The sequence below is a fragment of the Sphingosinicella rhizophila genome, assembly GCF_032378825.1.
GTDB lineage: Bacteria > Pseudomonadota > Alphaproteobacteria > Sphingomonadales > Sphingomonadaceae > Allosphingosinicella > Allosphingosinicella rhizophila.
This window is the reverse complement of the sequence record NZ_JAVUPU010000013.1, coordinates 50,429-67,984: the sequence shown is the minus strand read 5'-3', so window position 1 is coordinate 67,984 and position 17,556 is coordinate 50,429. Positions and strand designations below refer to the sequence as shown.

Genomic DNA, 17,556 nt, shown 5'->3' with positions numbered 1-17,556 from the left:
CATATGGCCTCACGCACAAAACTCCTGACAGTCCCGTTCTCGACCCTGTTGTTGGCCCAGCGACCGACCTCCTGCTTCTCGGCGCAGCCGAGTTCCGTCATCGCTGCCTTGTAGGACCTGAGGCCGTCGGTGGTAATCACCTCAGCTGAGCCGTGGCGCTTGAGCGCCTTCTTCATGAACTTGAGAGCTGCCGCCTTGTCCCTGGTCCTGGTGACGTAGCTTTCGAGCACCTCACCTTCGTGATCGACGGCTCTCCAGAGGTACACCATCTCGCCGTTGAGCTTGACGTACATTTCGTCGAGGGAAACTTCCAGTGGCGAAAGCCGCGCATGCGGCTGACCCGCTGACGGCGGATATCTGCCGCGAACATGGGCCCAAACCTGTTCCACCAATGCCGCACCGTCTCGTGGCAAAGATCGATCCCGCGTTCGAACAGCAGGTCTTCCACGTTTCTCAGCGACAGCGGGAAGCGAACATACAGCATCACAACGAGGCGAATGACCTCGGGCGACGAGTTGAAATATCTGAACGGACTGGCGGGTTTGCGAGGACGAGGCATGCCGGCGCTTTAGCCTGTACGAGCCTCAATCGCTACTCGGTGCACTAGCTTTGACAGCACCCCGGGAATAATTAGTCAGTCGGGTGGCCGCCTGTAATTTGGATCTCTTAATGTAAGCATATAAGCCACAAGCTTCTCTACCTCAGGCGGACGGAGGTGAAAATCCATCTCTGTCGGATAATTATGCGCGCCATTTAGCCAGAAAGAGAGCGTCTCCGCAGTCAGGCCTTCCTGGTTGGCGATAACACGGAAAGGGGGAGCGTTCGAAATCGATGACCTGCCGTAGCGTCCGACTGCATGGCATCCCCCGCATGATGCCTGCGCAAAGCCTTGCCCCTCGGACGAGGCGGTTGACGCAGCCGGTTCGGCTGGTGGGAGTTTCTGACAAGCTGACAGAAGCAGCGTGAGGCAGAGCAGGTGCAGGAGCTTCAATGTCTTCTCCGACGCGGATCGCATTCACCTATGACCGCAGAACTGGCTTGTACCACCTAGGCGCGCGGGTCGAAAGCAATCAAGTGGATCGGAGGGGCGCAAAAGGGGCGGCCTGTTTCAACGCCGATGCACTTTAGAGATTGGAGCCGGGACTGACCGGAGGGGCCGGCGCCGGCTAACCTTATGTAGAATTCGACTCAGCTCCGCCTTTCGCCCCGGTTGAGGAACGGTGGCGAATCGCGAGGGTAGATTCCTCGGCGGGCGGGGCAGGCGTTGACCTGCGTCAATCAAGGAGCGAGAGGAAAAGCTAGGCGCTGCCCGGGAGATGTACGGACGAATGAAGATTTTGCTGTTCGGACAATTGGGTGAACGGATCGGCCGCGAGGTCGATGCGGCGCTGGCCTCGGACGGGTGCACGATTGCGGAGCTTCGCCACGCGCTTGCCGAGCAATGGCCGGCAATGACCTCCGACCTCGCCAGTGGGGCGCTGCGCTTCGCAGTGGATCAGGAGATCGTGGACGACAGCTTCGCGATTTCGCCCGGCCAGGAAGTGGCCTTGTTTTCGGTCCTGTCTGGTGGCTGAACCCAATGTTCACGCTCGGCTGGCAGCCGAGGCACTGATGCCTGACCGCGAGCTCGCGTCGTTCATGGCGCGGCTGTCCGGCGCCGGTGCGGTGGTGAGCTTCGTCGGCATCGCCCGCGGCCGGGACAAGGAGGGAGAAATCGTCCGCGGCCTGTTCCTCGATCATTATCCCGGCATGACCGAGCATTCGCTCGAAACCATCGCCGCGGCCGCGCTTGACCGCTTCGATATCGACGACGCTCTCGTCGTGCATCGCTGCGGCGCCGTCGCGCCCGGCGAGCCGATCGTGATCGCCGCCGCCGCTTCCGCCCATCGCCGCGCGGCTTTCGAAGCGGCCGACTATTTGATGGACCGGCTCAAGACCGAAGCGATGTTCTGGAAACGGGAAGACGGGGTTGACGGATCGCGGTGGATCGAGCCAACCGAGGCCGATCGGGCCGATCTCGCCCGCTGGAGCGACCCATGCCCGGAATAGACGCAAGCCTGACTTTCCATCCGCTGCGGATCGCGGTGTTGACCATTTCCGACACCCGAATCGAGGAAACGGACACTTCGGGAGGGTTGCTGGTCGAGCGACTGACCGCCGCCGGGCATGAACTTGCCGCCCGCGCGATCGTTAGTGACGAGGTGACGGCGATCCGCACCCAGGTGGAAACCTGGGCAGATTCGCCAGATATCGATCTGATCCTCAGCACCGGCGGAACAGGCTTTGCACCGCGCGACGTCACACCCGAAGCGGTGAAGCCGTTGTTCCGCCGCGAAATGGACGGCTTTGCGGTGGTGTTCCATCAGGCGAGCCTGGGCACGGTCGGCGTTTCCACCTTGCAGTCGCGCGCCTTTGCCGGCCAGATCGACGACACCTTCATCTTCTGCCTTCCGGGATCGACCGGCGCCTGCCGCGACGGCTGGGACCTGGTGCTCGTCCTGGAGCTCGACAGCCGTTACCGGCCCTGCTCGCTTGCCGGCCAGATCCCGCGGCTGAGGCATGTCTGCGCATGAGCGGACTCAGTCATCTCGACGCGGAAGGCCGTGCACGCATGGTCGATGTTGCCGGCAAGGAAGCGACGCTCCGCGTCGCGAATGCACAAGGCGTGCTGCGCTGCCAGCCGGAAACGCTGGATCAGGTCCGCGCCGGCACCGCGCCTAAGGGATCGGTGATCCAGACCGCGGAGCTGGCCGGAGTGATGGCGGCCAAGCGGACCGCCGATCTGATCCCGCTCTGCCACCCGCTCTCGCTGACCAAGGTCGCGGTGACGATCGCGATCGACAACGCCCTGCCCGGCTTTCATGTCACGGCGGAGGTCCGCACCCAAGGCGTCACCGGCGTGGAGATGGAGGAGCTGACCGCCGTGTCGGTCGCCTGCCTTACCTTGTTCGACATGCTGAAGGCGATCGACCGGACGATGACGATCGGCGAGGTGCGCGTCATCGGCAAGAGCGGAGGCAAATCGGGCGGCTGGGACGAGACGGGCCCGGCCGAATGATCGACTTCGACGAAGCCGTCCGGCTGGTCGGCGAAATCGCACTGCCGCTGGGCAGGGAAAGGCTGGCAATCGCCGACGCGCGAGGCCGCATTCTCGCCGAGCCGGTGCTCGCCCGGATGAGCGCCCCGCCAAGCGACGTGTCGGCGATGGACGGCTATGCCGTACGCGAGACCGATCTCGACCTATTTCCCGCCGCGCTGAAGGTCATCGGCGAATCCTTCCCCGCGGGGGGTTGCGAGGCGCGGTTGAACGCCGGAGAGGCCGTTCGCATCTTCACCGGCGCGCCGATCCCGGAAGGTGCCGACCGAGTGGTGATGCAGGAGAATGTCCACCGCGAAGGCGCGCTGGCGATCATCGACGAGGCGCCCGGGCCTGGCCGCCACATCCGCGGCCGGGGATCGGATTTCAAGGAAGGCGACATTCTGCTCGAGCCGGGCCGGCCGATGGACGCCAGGGCGCTGGTCGCGGCGGCGGCGGCCGATGTCGCCGAGGTCGCGGTCTGGCGGCAACCGCGCCTCTTCGTGCTAAGCACCGGCGACGAATTGGTCGATCCGGGCCAGGCGCGGGACGGGAGTGGGACAATCCCCGAAAGCGTGTCCTTCGGCGTGGCCGCGCTCGCATTGGATTGGGGCGCCACCTTCGTGGGAAAAAGGCGACTCCGGGACGAGCTGCCGACCATGGAGAGGATCGCCGGCGAGGCGCTCGCCAGTGCGGACATCCTTGTCGTTACCGGTGGCGCGTCGGTCGGCGAGAAGGATTATGCCAAGCAGATGTTCGCGCCTTACGGCCTCGATCTCATATTCTCGAAAGTGGCGATCAAGCCGGGCAAGCCGGTCTGGCTGGGACGCGCGGGACGCACGATCGTGATCGGTCTTCCCGGCAATCCCGGCTCGGCTTTGGTCACCGCGCGGCTGTTGCTTGCGCCGTTGTTGGCCGGTCTGTCCGGGCGGCCGCCGGCTTCGGCCCTGCGCTGGCGTCCGGCGCCGCTCGCCGCGGCGATCGGCCCGTGCGGCGCGCGCGAAACCTTCGCGCGCGCGCGCTGGCTGAACGGGATGGCGGTTCCCCTCTCCAATCAGGATTCGAGCGCCCAGAAGATGCTCGCCATGGCCGATATTCTCGTGCGTCGCCGCGCCTGCGCGCCGGCCCGAGACGCCGGCGAGATGGTCGACGTGCTGGACTTCTAGGGTCAGGAGCCATTGAGCATCCGCTCGGCGCGCGAGATCTTCCTCGCGGTTGACGTTGAAGAAGGGATCGGTTGGTTCAGCCGGCCAAACCACTTCGACATAGCCGACGGCCTCGGCGAAACCCCGCAAGGATCGTCGCCCCCTGGCTGCATAGGCCGGTAGCGCCGTCAGCGCGGCCATTCGCCACAGCCCGCAGACCGGATGCAACGACCCGCCGCTGGCGGCAATCGCGGCGTTCTTGACGCCCATCGCCGCGGACAGGCGCTGGAGAAGGTCGTTCGGAAGGAAAGGCATGTCGCAGGGAAGCGTAAGCACCGCCTGCCTGCCCCGCTCACGCGCGAAGCGGAGGGCGGAAGCCAGTCCCCCGAGCGGGCCTTCGATGGCCGAATCGTCGAGCACCAGTTCGGCATTGCCGGTGTCGCCCACCTGGGTTGCGTCACGAACCGCCACGGCGATCGAGTCGGACCAGCCCGTGGCCGCTTCCAGAGGTCGCGCCAGCAAGGGTCGTCCGCCGACCAGGCGCAGGGGCTTGGCGCCTCCGATCCGCCGGCCCTCGCCACCGGCAAGCAGGACCACCGCCACCGCGTCCGCCGCCGGTCTCATGAGAAAATCAGCTTCGCGCCGGCGATGGTCAGGACCAGACCAAGCGCCTGCAGCAATTGCGGGCGGGGCAATTTCTCCATCCCCAGCCATGTGCCGGCCAGGGCGCCTGCCGCGACCGAGGCAGCGAACCAGGGAAGCGCGGCCGGCATCGCCTCCACGGCGGTGACATTGCCGGCCAGGCCCGCGGCCGAATTCACGAAGATGAAGGCGGCGGCGACGCCGGAGGTGCGGCGCGGCTCTTCCCAGCGAAACAGCAGGATGAGCGGGCTCAGAAAGATGCCGCCGCCGGTACCGGTCAGGCCGGCGAGGAAACCCAGCCCGGCGCCGGTCGGCAAGACGATCACCAGCCTGGGCGGCCGCACCGTCCGTTCGGCGAGCCGCGCCGGTTGCCACAGGAAGCGGATCGCGGCGAGCCACAGGACCGCCCCGACCAACGGCCGGTAGATTTCCGGCGGAAGTTGGACGCGGCCGCCAAGGAAAGCCATCGGCACCGCCGTAACCGCGAAGGCGAGGAACAGGCCGGAATTGAACTGGCCGCCGCGAAAATAGCGCCACGCGGCGAAACCGGAAACGATCAGGTTGAGCGCGAGCGCGGTCGGCCGCATGGTCTCGGGCGCGACCGAAAACAGGGCCATGATCGCGAGATAGGCCGAAGCGCCGCCATGGCCCACGGCCGAATAGAGCGCGGCCGCAAGGCCCATCAGCAAGGCCATCCACACGATCGTCGTAGGATCCATATTTCTTTCATTCCAAGCGGATCGCGAACGGGGTTCCGTCCAGAACAAGCTACTTCATTTGTGCCATTTTTGCGCTAGATCATCCCTCCCCCCTCGCGGCGCGCTAGGCCGGCTTCGACACAAGCAAGTTTGGGGCGGAGTTTCCAATGATTTTCAAATCGGCAGCGTCTTGCTCCGCCATGCTGACGCTGGCGCTCCTCGCCGGCGCGGCGCATGCGGACCCGGCCGCGCCGCCGCCTTTCCGGCCGGACCGAACCACGGAGGATTATTCCTATCTCGCCGATCCCGCGCGGCGCGGCCATTGGCAGGATAGCTATAAATATATCCCGCTCGACAGTTCCGGCGCTCTTTATCTTTCGCTGGGCGGCGAGCTGCGCGAGCGGGTCGAGCTTTTCGATGCGCCGCGCTTCGGCCTCGCCGGCGGACAGGCCGATCAATATGGACTCCAGCGCATTCTCGTCCATGCCGATCTGCACCTCGGCACCACGGTCCGTGTTTTCGCGCAGCTCGGCACGCACGAGGCGCTCGGGAAGAAGCAGATCCTGCTGCCCGATCGCGACCGGCTGGATGTTCACCAGTTCTTCGTCGATCTCACGCCTACCGCCGGCCTCAGGCTGCGGCTCGGGCGTCAGGAGATGATGTTCAGCCCGCTGCAACGCTTCGTCTCCTTTCGCGACGGCACCAACGTCCGCCAGAATTTCGAAGGCGGCCGGGCCACCTATCAACACGGCCCCTTGCGGCTGGAGGCGTTCTTCACTCGGCCCGTCACGCTCAAGCCGGGCGTGCTCGATAATGAAGGCAATGACGAACAGACATTCGGCGGCCTCTATTTTTCCCACCGGCTCGGCACCAAAGGCGCTTCCTCGATCGACGCTTATTGGTTCCTGCTCGATCGCGAGAAGCTGGGCAGCGGGCCCGTGCTCGGAGACGAGCGCCGCCACAGCCTTGGGCTGCGGCACGCCGGTACCAGCGGTCATTGGGACTGGGACAATGAAGGCGTCTATCAATTAGGCAGGTCGATGGGGCGGGACATCGGCGCATGGGCAGCCTCGGCCGACATCGGCTACACATGGGCGTCCTCGCCGGTGAAGCCGAGATTCGGCCTGCGGTTCGACGCCGGCTCGGGCGACGGCGATCCCGCCGACGACAGAATAAGCGGCTTCCATCCGCTTTTCCCCAGCGGCCCCTATTTCAACGAGGCGAATGTGACGAGCTGGACCAACCTCCTGGCCATTCGGCCGAGCCTCCGCGTCCAGCCGGCGGAGCGGCTGACCGTCCAGGCTGCCGTCCAACTCAAGTGGCGCGAAGATCGGGACGACGCCGTCTATCTCGGACCTTCGGCGCCACTCGCGGCGACCCGCGGCAATCGCGCGCGGGAAATAGGGCGGGTTTACACACTCGACGCCAATTTCCAGGTGAACCGCAACCTGGCGCTGCGCGGCTATTATCTCCACCATTCGGCCGGAGGCGCGATCCGCGCCGTCGGCGGCGACAGCATCGACTTCATGATGGCGAGCGCGACGTTGCGTTTCTAGGCTTTGACCTTGGCTTCAGACCGAGCACGCGAGCGCCAGGGAAACATTCTCATCAGGACATCGTCCTTCAGGACATAATGATGGAACAAGGCGGCGGCGGCGTGGAACCCGATGAGGACATAGCCGGCGGAGCCGATTGTTTCGTGCAGCTCCCCGATCCGTTCGGCGAAGGCATCGTCGCGGCCGACCAGGGCAGGGATGTGGATGCCGAACCACCGGAGCAGCTTGCCCTCGGCACTCAAGCTCAACCAGCCGAGCAGCGGCATCCCGATCATGAACACGTATAAGGCGATATGGACGCCATTCGAGACGTGTCTTTGCCATTTCGACAGTCGCGGCAGAATCAAGAGAGGCGGCTTCAGCAGACGAATGATAAGCCGCAGCCAGACCAGAGCGAAGACGGTCAGACCCGCGGTAAAGTGCCAGGCCTTCAGCGCTTCGCGCGGACCGCTGCCCTTGGGAAAATATTCCCGCAGCTCGATCGTCGCATAGACGGCGACCAGCAGCAGGAACATCAGCCAGTGCAAGGCTATGGAGGCCGGAGCATGACGCGCAGCGGGTTTCGTGATGGTCATGTGCTGCATTCTTGCTGCCGCCGAACCATTCCGCATTGATCCAGCGCACGCATCCGGTTGCTGGCCTTAGTCGGTCACGCCTTCGGCCATGTCGACCAGCCTACCGCCGTCGAGGATCTCGATCCGGTTGAGCGTATCGAGCCGGATCAGGCGCTGATCCTTGAGCAGCGCCAGGACGCGGCTGACCGTTTCCTTGGTGAGCCCGAGATAGTCGGCAACGTCGGACCGGCTCATCGGCAGGTCGATATATTCGCGGCCATCCTCAACCATCTTTCCGGTCCGGTCGAGCAGGGTGATGAAGAAGCTGGCCAGCCGCTCCACCGCGGTCTTGCGGCCGAGCAGCACCATCTGCCTCTGCGCGGCGGCCAACTCGTGGGTGGCGAGGCGGTACAGCTCGCGCTCCAGCTGCGGATGCTCGCCGGCAAATTCATCGAATCGGTTGCGCGGAAACGAGCACAATATCGCGTCGTCCAGAGCCTCGACGGTGAAGGCATGTTCGTCGTCGACACTGATGCCCATGAAATCGCCGGGGAACATGAAGCCGGTGATCTGCCTGCGACCGTCGGCGAGCAATTTGTAGAGCTTGAGCGTCCCGCTGGTGACGGTGAAGACCCGGGTCGCCTGGTCTCCTTCGTGGAATATCGGCTGCCCCGCCTTCAGCCGCATCGTCCGGCCAAGGGTGCGCATCCGCGCGAGATCGCCGCAATCGAGCACGCCACAAACCGCGATCGTGCGCACGTCACAGGCGAGGCAAGGATGGCCGGCCGGGAGTGGCGTCGCATGTCGAGTCACGGGTGCAAGCACAAGCGGGTCTTTCCTGTCGGCAGCCGGCAACGGCTCGTGATCTGGCTCAACCGATAAAGTGATCTGCCTCAAGGACGAATAAGGAATGTCCCTTAGTCTGATCCTGCAGAAATTTATCCCCGGCAGTCCGTTTTCATCGTGCAATTCAGCGTTTCCGAGCTTCGCAAAGATCAGATCCCGGAAGCCTATGCGCTGATCCGGATGGCCGCGCCCGAGGTCGCCTTCCAACGGTGGCGGGAATTTGCCGATGCGCTGATCGCCGACGGCGGGGGGATCCTGGGCGTATTCGCTGGCGATTGGACCCTGCACGGTCTCGCTACGTACGAAGTCGACGACGTCCTGCGCCACGGCCGCACGATGAAGGTCGATACGGTCGTCACCTTCGAACTTAACCGGCTGGCGCCCGCCAGGAAGGCGCTGTGCGAAGGGCTCGAGCGGCGCGCCGCCGAGCTGGGATGCGCGGCGATGATGCTGGCGATGCGGAGCCGGGGCTATGCCGACGGCAGGTCGGACAAGGCGGAAGGATGGACCGCGCTCGGCCTCGACCTCGACGGCGTCACCTTCGCCAAAGTGGTTCAGCCGGGCGCCGCCGGCATTAGCGGTGCCGCCGCCGAAACCGCTGCCTGATGCAATGCGTTTCGTGCGGCATCGCGCCGCGGCCGAAGCGACACACGCATCAACCGTCGAATGGCTGTGACCGGCGCCCGTTCAAACGATGAAATAGATTGCCAGCGCCACGCAGATCAATGTCACCACCAACCAGATGATCGGCCATCCCTTGCCTTCGCCTTCCTTCGCGGAAGCCGTATCGAAGGGGGCGGGTGTCGTTGTACTGGTATTGTAGGTTGTATCGGTCCGGCTCTTGAGGGCAGGATTGAGCGGAGCCTCTTCAGGCCGATCTGTCGGTGGATTGGTCATTCGCCGCTCCTGAACGATGGTGGTGCTGATCGTAGGAGTGATTGCCGCAAGCCGGTGCTGTCAAGCGCCAATGCACCATCGCCAGCAGACAGATTGTCCCTGGATCGTCGGTGTTTCTGAGGCTCGAAATGAGGGTTGCCCAATCCTCTTCGGCGGCGAAACGCGCGAAATCGGCAATGGCGGCACGGACATAGCCCGCCGGAAGCGTATCCATTTTCATCGCCGCTTCGGCGACCTGGACGGCCAAAGCGGGGTCGGATTTCTGGAGCCATGCCTGAAATCCATTGGTGGAAGTTCTGGCGGCCGCCAGAATGTCTCCCAGCATTGGCATCAGCCGCTCGGACCTTCGATGATCACGCCTTCCACCTGCCCCCGCGCGGCCAGCGCCACCACGTAGCGGGACGCTTCGAGGGTCCAGCTCCGCGCTTCGAGCATGTCGGCGATCTTGTCCCGAACGACCTCGAACGGCAGCGTCTGCCCCTCGATCCGGCGGTGGAGACGCAACACATGCCAGCCGAAGCGGGACCGTACCGGCTCGCGTCCGGTCGTGGCTTGGGCCAACGCCTCGATTCCTTCCTGAACCGAAGGCACCATCTCGCCGCGCCGGATCTGGCCCAGCGACCCGTCCTGCCGCGCGGACGGGCATTGCGAGAGCGTCCGCGCCGCCTCAGCGAAGGCATTGGCATCGTCCCCGACCTTCGCGGCGATAGCGCGCGCTTGCTCTTCCGCGGTTGCCCAGGCCGCCTCGTCCATGCCTTCCGGCTCGATCAGTATGTGCGCGGCCTCGAACAAATCGGGCGTCCGAAAGCGGGCGACATTGGCCTCGTAATAGCGGCTGCATTCTTTCTCACCGGGCTTTTCCGGGTGGACTTCCTGCTCGATAAGGGCGCGCACCAAAGCGTCGTCCTCCGCTTCGGTCCGGCCGGCCTCGTCGGTTTCGGACTCGGCCTCGATCCCGAGCCGCTGCGCTTCCTGGAGCAGCAGCTCGCGCACGGCCAGGGCGCGCGCGGCCTCGACCCAGGCTGTTTCGGCGTCGGGGGCTGGATGGTGCTGGATCTCCTGCGCGATCGCCTCGGGTTCGATGTCCACACCGTTGACGCGGACCTCGCCGAAGCTCGGCGGCGGCGGGATCAGCGGCTCCGGGCCTCCGCCACAGCCGCCGCTCTCGCAGGCGCTCGGCATGCCCGGCTTGAGACGCTGAGCCGGGTCGCCGAGATTGATGACGTCGAGCCGGCGGGTCATGACTGCTGGCCGCTTTCCGCCTGCGCCCGCAGCACGGCCGTGCCGCCATAAGTCGGCGCCGTACCGGCGGGCCCGTGGGTCGGAGAAGGCTTTCGGCGCCTCAGCGGAATCCGCGACCGCACGATCTGATAGCCCGGCCGGAGCAGGAACCAGATCGGAGCACTCCAGATGTGCACCAGCCGGGTGAAAGGCGTGATCAGGAACAAGGTGAGTCCCAGGATGATGTGGAGCTTGTAAACCAGCGCCACATCCTTGATCAGCTGCGGGGCGGCGGAATCGAGGGTCAGGACGCCTTGCGCCCAGCCCATAAACCGGACCATTTCGCTGCCGTCGAGATGCTTCATCGTCCAGTAGGTGGTGGCGATGCCGAGAACGAGCTGCAGCCAAATCAGCGCCAACACGATTATGTCGCCCCAGGAGGAGGAGCGGCGGATGCGCGGATCGAACAGACGCCGATGCAGCAGCAGCGAGCATCCGACGAACGCGGCGACGCCGGCGATCCCCCCGACCACAAGCGCCATCGTCTGCTTGAAGCCGTGGCTGATACCGGCCATGTCGAACACGTTGATCGGCGTCAGCAACCCGACGAGGTGCCCGCCCAACAGGACCAATATGCCGAGATGGAAGAGGTTGGAGCCAAGCACCATCTGACGGCGCCGGAGGAACTGGCTGGACTGGGAGCGCCAGCTATACTGGTTGGCGTCGAAGCGCAGAATGCTGCCGAGGACGAGGACGGTGACCGCGAGATACGGATACCAGCCGAACGCCAGCTGGTTGATGAAATCGCCCATCGTCAAACCTCCTTGTTCACCGGCCGGTTCGAGGCCCTGATCTTCGCGACGAAACCGGTCGGCCCGCCCATTTCGTGCGCACCGCCGCTGCTGAACGACACCGGCGCCTCTTCCCATTCCTCGTCGATCGTTCCCGGATCCTCGTCCGGCGTGTTCTCGGCGAGTTCCGCGATCGCGCCGGCGTCCGGACGAACCCCCGCGAGGGCGACGATGGCGTGAAATATACCGGCATAGGCCGATTCCCTCTTATCGAGGCGCTCGGCCAAAGCGGCGAAGACATGGCCCGGCTGACCGAGCATCTCGCGCGCTTCGGCACGCGGGAGGCAGGAGGTATATTCGAGAAAAACCGGCACGAAATCCGGCAGCTCGCTCGCCTCGAGGAAGAAGCCGCTCTCGATATATTGCTTGCCAAGATCTATCATCGCCTGGCCGCGCTCACGGCTGTCGCCATGGACATGTTCGAACAAATGCAGCGAAAGCGAGCGGGAACGGTCGAACAGCTCCGAGTAAGTGGACTGGAGATCGAGCAGCTCCTCCGTCTCGAAGCTTGCGAGCAGTGGTTCGAGCTTTCGCATCGCGGCGCCGGGCAACACCGCCTCGCCGGCGATCGCCTCACGAATTTCGCCGACATGCGCCTGGATGTCCTCCGACGGGTAGCTGAGCAACACAGTCAAGGCGCGCAAGGTCAGCTTCATGTCGGCACGTCCATATTGGCTTTGCGGGAGGTGCGCTTGGCGCTTCCGAACAAATTGACCTTGGTCGACCCGTCGGTGCCCTCGCGAAACCCGAAGCCGGTCGCGCCGCGAAGGACATAGGCATCCTCCTCCAGCTCCCGGTGCGTTGTGGGGATGACATAGCGATCCTCATAGGCAGCAAGCGCCATAATCTTGTACATCTCCTCCATCTTCGCGCGGGTAAGGCCGACCCGCGCCGGAATCGATTCATCGATGCGGCCCTCGACGGTCTTCGCGCGCATATAGGAACGCATCGCAAGCATCCGTTCGAGCGCCTTGGCAATCGGCTCCTCGTCGCCGGCGGTCAGCAGGTTGGCGAGATATTTGAGCGGAATGCGCAGGCTTCGCACATCCGGCATGCCGTCCAGAACCGACATCTTGCCCGCTTCCGCGGCGGACTGGATCGGCGACAAGGGCGGCACGTACCAGACCATCGGCAAAGTCCGGTATTCCGGGTGAAGCGGGAAGGCGATCTTCCACTCCATCGCCATCTTCCAGATCGGCGACCGGGTGGCGGCCTCCAGCCACTGCTCCGGAACGCCGTCGCGCCGGGCCTGCTCCTGCACCGCAACGTCGTTCGGATCGAGAAAGACGCCGAGCTGGGCCGGATAAAGATCCTTCGGGTCCTCGACCGAGGCAGCCTCCTCGATACGGTCGGCATCGTAAAGAACAACGCCCAGATAGCGGATGCGGCCGACGCAGGTTTCGGAGCAGACCGTGGGCTGGCCAGTTTCGATCCTTGGATAGCAGAAGATGCACTTCTCGGATTTTCCGGTCGACCAATTGTAGTAGATCTTTTTGTATGGGCATCCGGACACGCACATGCGCCAGCCGCGACACTTCTCCTGATCGATGAGGACGATGCCATCCTCCTCGCGCTTATAGATCGCGCCGGAAGGACAGGAGGCGAGGCAGGCTGGGTTGAGGCAATGCTCGCATAACCTCGGCAGGTACATCATGAAGGTTTTCTCGAACTGGCCGTAAATCTCCTTCTCGACGCCATTGAAATTGTAATCGTGCGAGCGCTTGGAAAATTCGCCGCCCAGCATGTCCTCCCAATTCCCGCTCCACTCGATCTTGTTGAGCAGCTCGCCCGTCACCAGCGATCGCGGACGGGCGGTCGGCTGCGCCTGCAGTTCGGGTGCGGACTGCAGCCACTCATATTCGAAGGTATAGGGTTCGTAGAAATCGTCGATTTCGGGAAGATGCGGGTTGGCGAAAATCTTCGAAAGGATCCGCCATTTTCCACCCTGGCGGGGCACGATCTTGCCGTTCTTCTTCCTGATCCAGCCGCCTTGCCAGCGATCCTGATTTTCCCAATCCTTGGGATAGNATCTTCGAAAGGATCCGCCATTTTCCACCCTGGCGGGGCACGATCTTGCCGTTCTTCTTCCTGATCCAGCCGCCTTGCCAGCGATCCTGATTTTCCCAATCCTTGGGATAGCCGATGCCGGGCTTGGTCTCGACATTGTTGAACCAGACATACTCGACGCCTTCGCGATTGGTCCATACGTTCTTGCAGGTGATCGAGCAGGTGTGGCAGCCGATGCACTTGTCGAGGTTCAGTACCATCGAGATCTGCGCGCGAACCTTCATTCTGCTGCCTCCACTTTCGTGCCGGTGCCCCAGTCGGCGGTGCCCCCCTCGACGTTCGCGCTGTCGTCGGCAGCCTTGTCGAACCAGTTCACTTCGCTCATTTTCCGCAGGATCACGAACTCGTCGCGGTTGGCGCCTACGGTGCCATAATAATTGAAGCCATAAGCGAGCTGGACATAGCCGCCGATCATGTGGGTCGGCTTCATGTTGATCCGGGTCACCGAATTATGGATGCCGCCGCGCTGACCAGTAATCTCCGAGCCGACGGTGTTCACCAGCTTTTCCTGGGCGTGGTACATGATGGCTGAGCCCGGCATGATCCTTTGTGAGACGATCGAGCGCGCGGTCAGCGCCCCGTTAACGTTGAATACCTCGATCCAGTCATTGTCCTCGATGCCTGCCAACTTGGCGTCGTCCTCGCTGATCCACACGGTCGGGCCGCCGCGGTTGAGGCTCAGCATGATGAGGTTCTCGGTATAGGTCGAATGGATCCCCCATTTCTGGTGCGGGGTGAGGATATTGAGCATGATCTCCTTGTTGCCGTTCGGCAGCTTGCCCAGCACCTGAAGCACCGTTTTCGTGTCGATCGGCGGCCGCCAGGTGACGAAGCCCTCGCCGAAGGCCCGCATCCAGTGATGGTCCTGATAGAGCTGCTGACGTCCGGTGAGCGTGCGCCAGGGAATCAGCTCGTGAACATTGGTGTAGCCGGCATTGTAGCAGACATACTCACTCTCCAGCCCGGACCAGATCGGCGAGGATATGATCTTGCGCGGCTGCGCGGTGACGTCGCGGAAGCGGATCTTCTCCTCTTCCTTGCCTTCCGCCAGATGGCCATGGTCCCGCCCGGTGAACTTGCCCAGCGCTTCCCATGCCTTGACCGCGACCTCGCCATTGGTCTCGGGCGCCAGCATCAGAATCGTTTCGCAGGCGTCGATGTCGGTGTCGATCTTGGGCCGCCCTGCGGTCGGGCCGTCGAGGACGCGTCCGTTGAGGTCGCCCAGCAACTCGACTTCGTGCTTGGTGTCCCAATTGAGGCCCTTGGCGCCGTTGCCGAGTGTCTCGAGCGCCGGACCCATCGAGGTGAAGCGCGCATAGGTTTCCGGATAATTGCGCTCGACGACATGCACGTTGGGCATCGTCTTGCCCGGAATCGCTTCGCATTCGCCTTTCATCCAGTCCTTGGGCTCGTAGGCCTGGGCGAGTTCGGCCGGCGTATCGTGAAGGATCGGCGTCATCACCACGTCATGCTCGACGCCAAGCACCTCGGGGGCGATTTCGGAAAATTTCTTGGCGATCGCCCGGAAGATGTTCCAGTCGCTCTTGGTTTCCCAGGCTGGATCCACCGCCGCGCTCAAAGGGTGGATGAACGGGTGCATGTCCGACGTGTTAAGATCGTGCTTCTCGTACCAGGTCGCGGTCGGAAGGACGACGTCGGAATAGATGCTGGTGGTCGACATGCGGAAGTCGATATTAACCATCAGATCGAGCTTCCCGACCGGCGCCTCATCGTGCCAGACGACGTCCGTGGGCCGGTCGTGGCCCGCTGCCTCCTCGTCCGTGCCGACCACTCCATGGAGCGACCCGACCAGATGCTTCAGGAAATATTCGTGGCCCTTGCCGCTCGCTCCGAGGACATTTGAGCGCCAGAAGAACATGTTGCGCGGCCAGTTGACCGGATTGTCGGGATCGAGGCACGAAGGCTTCAGATCTCCCGCCTTCCAGGCATCGGCGATCACGGTCGCGGGGTCGGCGCCGAGGTCGTGAATCTTCCTGCCCCACTCGATCGGATTGGCATCGAATTGAGGCGCGGACGGCAGCCAGCCCATCCGCTCCGCTTTGACGTTATAGTCGAGCATGCTGCCCGACCAGTCGCCCTCCGGCGCGAGAGGGGAAAGTATTTCCGACATCCTGAGCGATTCATAGCGCCACTGATCGGTATGGGCGTAGAAGAAGCTGGTTCCGTTCATCTGACGGACCGGGCGCGACCAGTCGAGCGCGAAGGCGAGCGGCAGCCATCCCGTCTGCGGCCGCAATTTTTCCTGACCGACATAATGCGACCAGCCGCCGCCGGACTTGCCGACACAGCCGCACATCACCAGGAGGGCGATGATGCCGCGATAGCTCATATCCATATGGTACCAGTGGTTGAGCCCCGCCCCGAGGATCACCATCGATCGACCCTCGGTGATTTCGGCATTGGCCGCGAACTCGCGCGCCACCTGGATGATCGCGGTGCGCGGCACCCCGGTCACCTTCTCGGCCCAGGCCGGGCTGAACGGCACGTCGTCGTCGAAGCTTGCCGCGACATTGTCTCCCCCGAAGCCCCGATCGACGCCGTAGTTGGCGCAGAAGAGATCGAACACGGTGGCGACATAGCCCTTCGTCCCGTCGGCCAGGTCGAGCTGTTTCACCGGCACGTTGCGCATCAGCACGTCTTCATGCGCGGTGGCGACGAAGTCGTGCGGTGCGATCGATCCGAAATAAGGGAAGGCGGCCGCCACGATCGCATCATGATCGTCCGCGAAGGTCGTGCGCAACCGGACTTCGCGCCCCTGCCCGTCTTTCTCCTCGAGGTTCCACTTGCCCTTGTCGCCCCAGCGGTGGCCGGCGGAGCCGAGCGGCACGACCAATTGTCCGCTAAGTTCGTCGACCGCAACGGCTTTCCAGTCGGGATTGGCATCCTCGCCCAGCGCTCCGGCGAGGTCGGCGGCGCGCAGCAACCGGTCGGGAACCAGCCTTCCGTCGCGCTCCACCAACTTCACGAGAAGCGGAAAATCGGAATATTTGCGGGTGTAATCGGTGAAATAGGGCACCTGGCGATCGACGTAGAATTCGCGCAGCACGACGTGGCCGAGGGCCAGCGCGAGAGCCGCGTCGGTGCCCTGCTTGGGGTGCAACCACAGATCGGAGAATTTCGCCGCCTCGTTATAATCGGGAGCGATGACGACGCTCTTCGCGCCCCGGTAACGGACCTCGGAATAGAAATGCGCGTCGGGGGCGCGGGTCATGGGAATGTTCGAGCCCCAGACCAGCAGGAAGCCGGCATTGTACCAGTCCGCGCTCTCGGGCACGTCGGTCTGCTCGCCCCAGGTCTGCGGGCTGGATGGCGGCAGATCGCAATACCAATCGTAAAAACTGAGGAGATTGCCACCGATCAGCGACAGATAACGACTGCCGGCGGCATAGGAGACCATCGACATGGCCGGGATTGGCGAGAAGCCGGCGATCCGGTCGGGACCATATTCCTTGATCGTGTAGGCGTTGGCGGCGGCAATCAGCTCGGTCACCTCGTCCCAGCCAACGCGGACGAACCCACCCCGGCCGCGCTTCGCGACCCAGTCGCGGCGCTTGTCACTATCCTGGACGATCGCCTTCCACGCGGCCACCGGAGCCATCGTCTTGCGCGCTTCGCGCCAGTGGCGAATCAGGCGGGCGCGGACGAGCGGATATTTGATGCGCGTGCCCGAATAGAGGTACCAGCTGTAGCTGGCGCCGCGAGGGCAGCCGCGCGGCTCGTGGTTCGGCAAATCCGGCCGGGTCCGCGGATAATCGGTCTGCTGGGTCTCCCAGGTGACGATGCCGCCCTTGACGTAGATTTTCCACGAGCAGGAGCCGGTGCAATTCACGCCGTGGGTCGATCGCACGATCTTGTCCGCCGACCAGCGCTTGCGATACGCATCCTCCCATTCGCGGCTCTCATTGGTGGTCACGCCGTGACCGTCCGAGAATTTATCGCGAGGCCTGCGAAAGTAAGTCAGCCGGTCAAGGAAATGGCTCAT

18 protein-coding genes and 2 pseudogenes are annotated in these 17,556 nt (G+C 63.7%); 7 read left to right on the top strand and 13 right to left on the bottom strand.

Features of this window, described 5'->3' with window-relative positions:
- Positions 1-559: pseudogene (locus RQX22_RS19405) on the bottom strand (IS6 family transposase); the annotation flags it as partial.
- Between the two features lie 75 nt (positions 560-634).
- The gene (locus tag RQX22_RS19375) at positions 635-1,015 is read right to left on the bottom strand and encodes a c-type cytochrome (RefSeq protein ID WP_410001661.1); all 381 of its coding nucleotides are present in this window, start codon (positions 1,013-1,015) and stop codon (positions 635-637) included.
- A gap of 313 nt (positions 1,016-1,328) precedes the next feature.
- Between RQX22_RS19375 and RQX22_RS18185 the strand changes: the two genes are divergently transcribed.
- The 5 genes from RQX22_RS18185 to RQX22_RS18165 are packed head-to-tail and all read left to right on the top strand — an operon-like array spanning position 1,329 to position 4,242.
- On the top strand, positions 1,329-1,574 hold the full coding sequence (locus tag RQX22_RS18185; protein WP_315728455.1) for a MoaD/ThiS family protein: 246 nt from the start codon (positions 1,329-1,331) through the stop codon (positions 1,572-1,574).
- Positions 1,567-2,049 carry a molybdenum cofactor biosynthesis protein MoaE gene (locus tag RQX22_RS18180; RefSeq protein WP_315728453.1) on the top strand — a complete coding sequence of 161 codons (483 nt, stop codon included), beginning with the start codon at positions 1,567-1,569 and terminating at the stop codon, positions 2,047-2,049. The genes RQX22_RS18185 and RQX22_RS18180 overlap by 8 nt, the downstream gene beginning before the upstream one ends.
- Entirely contained in the window at positions 2,037-2,573 is a 537-nt protein-coding gene (gene moaB / locus RQX22_RS18175; protein ID WP_315728451.1) for a molybdenum cofactor biosynthesis protein B, read from the top strand. The genes RQX22_RS18180 and moaB overlap by 13 nt, the downstream gene beginning before the upstream one ends.
- Positions 2,570-3,058 carry a cyclic pyranopterin monophosphate synthase MoaC gene (gene moaC, locus RQX22_RS18170; RefSeq protein WP_315728449.1) on the top strand — a complete coding sequence of 163 codons (489 nt, stop codon included), beginning with the start codon at positions 2,570-2,572 and terminating at the stop codon, positions 3,056-3,058. Before moaB ends, moaC begins: the two co-directional genes overlap by 4 nt.
- Positions 3,055-4,242, top strand: a complete 1,188-nt coding sequence (locus RQX22_RS18165; protein WP_315728447.1) for a molybdopterin molybdotransferase MoeA — start codon at positions 3,055-3,057, stop codon at positions 4,240-4,242. The genes moaC and RQX22_RS18165 overlap by 4 nt, the downstream gene beginning before the upstream one ends.
- Positions 4,243-4,380: 138 nt before the next feature.
- Here RQX22_RS18165 and mobA read toward each other — a convergent pair.
- Positions 4,381-4,845: pseudogene (gene mobA / locus RQX22_RS18160) on the bottom strand (molybdenum cofactor guanylyltransferase); the annotation flags it as partial.
- Positions 4,842-5,582, bottom strand: coding sequence for a sulfite exporter TauE/SafE family protein (locus tag RQX22_RS18155; protein WP_315728446.1), 741 nt, complete (start codon positions 5,580-5,582; stop codon positions 4,842-4,844). The gene RQX22_RS18155 and the pseudogene mobA, both read right to left, overlap by 4 nt.
- 146 nt (positions 5,583-5,728) lie before the next feature.
- Here RQX22_RS18155 and RQX22_RS18150 point away from each other — a divergent pair, with 146 nt between their 5' ends.
- Positions 5,729-7,117 carry an alginate export family protein gene (locus RQX22_RS18150; RefSeq protein ID WP_315728444.1) on the top strand — a complete coding sequence of 463 codons (1,389 nt, stop codon included), beginning with the start codon at positions 5,729-5,731 and terminating at the stop codon, positions 7,115-7,117.
- Here the strand turns inward: RQX22_RS18150 and RQX22_RS18145 are convergent.
- A complete protein-coding gene (locus tag RQX22_RS18145; RefSeq protein ID WP_315728442.1) occupies positions 7,114-7,692 on the bottom strand; it encodes a cytochrome b in 579 nt (192 codons plus the stop codon). The genes RQX22_RS18150 and RQX22_RS18145 overlap by 4 nt on opposite strands.
- Positions 7,693-7,758: 66 nt before the next feature.
- Positions 7,759-8,484, bottom strand: a complete 726-nt coding sequence (locus tag RQX22_RS18140) for a cyclic nucleotide-binding domain-containing protein (protein WP_315728440.1) — start codon at positions 8,482-8,484, stop codon at positions 7,759-7,761.
- Positions 8,485-8,634: 150 nt separating this feature from the next.
- Between RQX22_RS18140 and RQX22_RS18135 the strand changes: the two genes are divergently transcribed.
- Positions 8,635-9,123: a hypothetical protein gene (locus tag RQX22_RS18135; protein ID WP_315728439.1), complete on the top strand. Its 489-nt coding sequence runs from the start codon at positions 8,635-8,637 to the stop codon at positions 9,121-9,123.
- 81 nt (positions 9,124-9,204) lie between these two features.
- On the opposite strand, the gene RQX22_RS18130 is transcribed toward RQX22_RS18135, so the two are convergent.
- From RQX22_RS18130 to RQX22_RS18100, 7 genes are all read right to left on the bottom strand, one after another.
- Positions 9,205-9,414 (bottom strand): hypothetical protein, encoded by a 210-nt coding sequence (locus RQX22_RS18130; RefSeq protein ID WP_315728437.1) that lies wholly within the window; start codon positions 9,412-9,414, stop codon positions 9,205-9,207.
- The gene (locus RQX22_RS18125) at positions 9,386-9,739 is read right to left on the bottom strand and encodes a hypothetical protein (RefSeq protein ID WP_315728436.1); all 354 of its coding nucleotides are present in this window, start codon (positions 9,737-9,739) and stop codon (positions 9,386-9,388) included. Before RQX22_RS18125 ends, RQX22_RS18130 begins: the two co-directional genes overlap by 29 nt.
- A 5-nt stretch (positions 9,740-9,744) precedes the next feature.
- Positions 9,745-10,656 carry a peptidylprolyl isomerase gene (locus tag RQX22_RS18120; protein WP_315728434.1) on the bottom strand — a complete coding sequence of 304 codons (912 nt, stop codon included), beginning with the start codon at positions 10,654-10,656 and terminating at the stop codon, positions 9,745-9,747.
- Positions 10,653-11,447, bottom strand: coding sequence for a respiratory nitrate reductase subunit gamma (gene narI / locus RQX22_RS18115; protein WP_315728432.1), 795 nt, complete (start codon positions 11,445-11,447; stop codon positions 10,653-10,655). The genes RQX22_RS18120 and narI overlap by 4 nt, the downstream gene beginning before the upstream one ends.
- A gap of 2 nt (positions 11,448-11,449) precedes the next feature.
- A complete protein-coding gene (gene narJ / locus RQX22_RS18110; RefSeq protein WP_315728430.1) occupies positions 11,450-12,142 on the bottom strand; it encodes a nitrate reductase molybdenum cofactor assembly chaperone in 693 nt (230 codons plus the stop codon).
- Complete coding sequence (narH, locus tag RQX22_RS18105) at positions 12,139-13,650, bottom strand: nitrate reductase subunit beta (RefSeq protein WP_315728462.1); 1,512 nt, start codon at positions 13,648-13,650, stop codon at positions 12,139-12,141. Before narH ends, narJ begins: the two co-directional genes overlap by 4 nt.
- 123 nt (positions 13,651-13,773) lie before the next feature.
- Positions 13,774-17,556 (bottom strand): nitrate reductase subunit alpha, encoded by a 3,783-nt coding sequence (locus RQX22_RS18100; RefSeq protein ID WP_315728428.1) that lies wholly within the window; start codon positions 17,554-17,556, stop codon positions 13,774-13,776.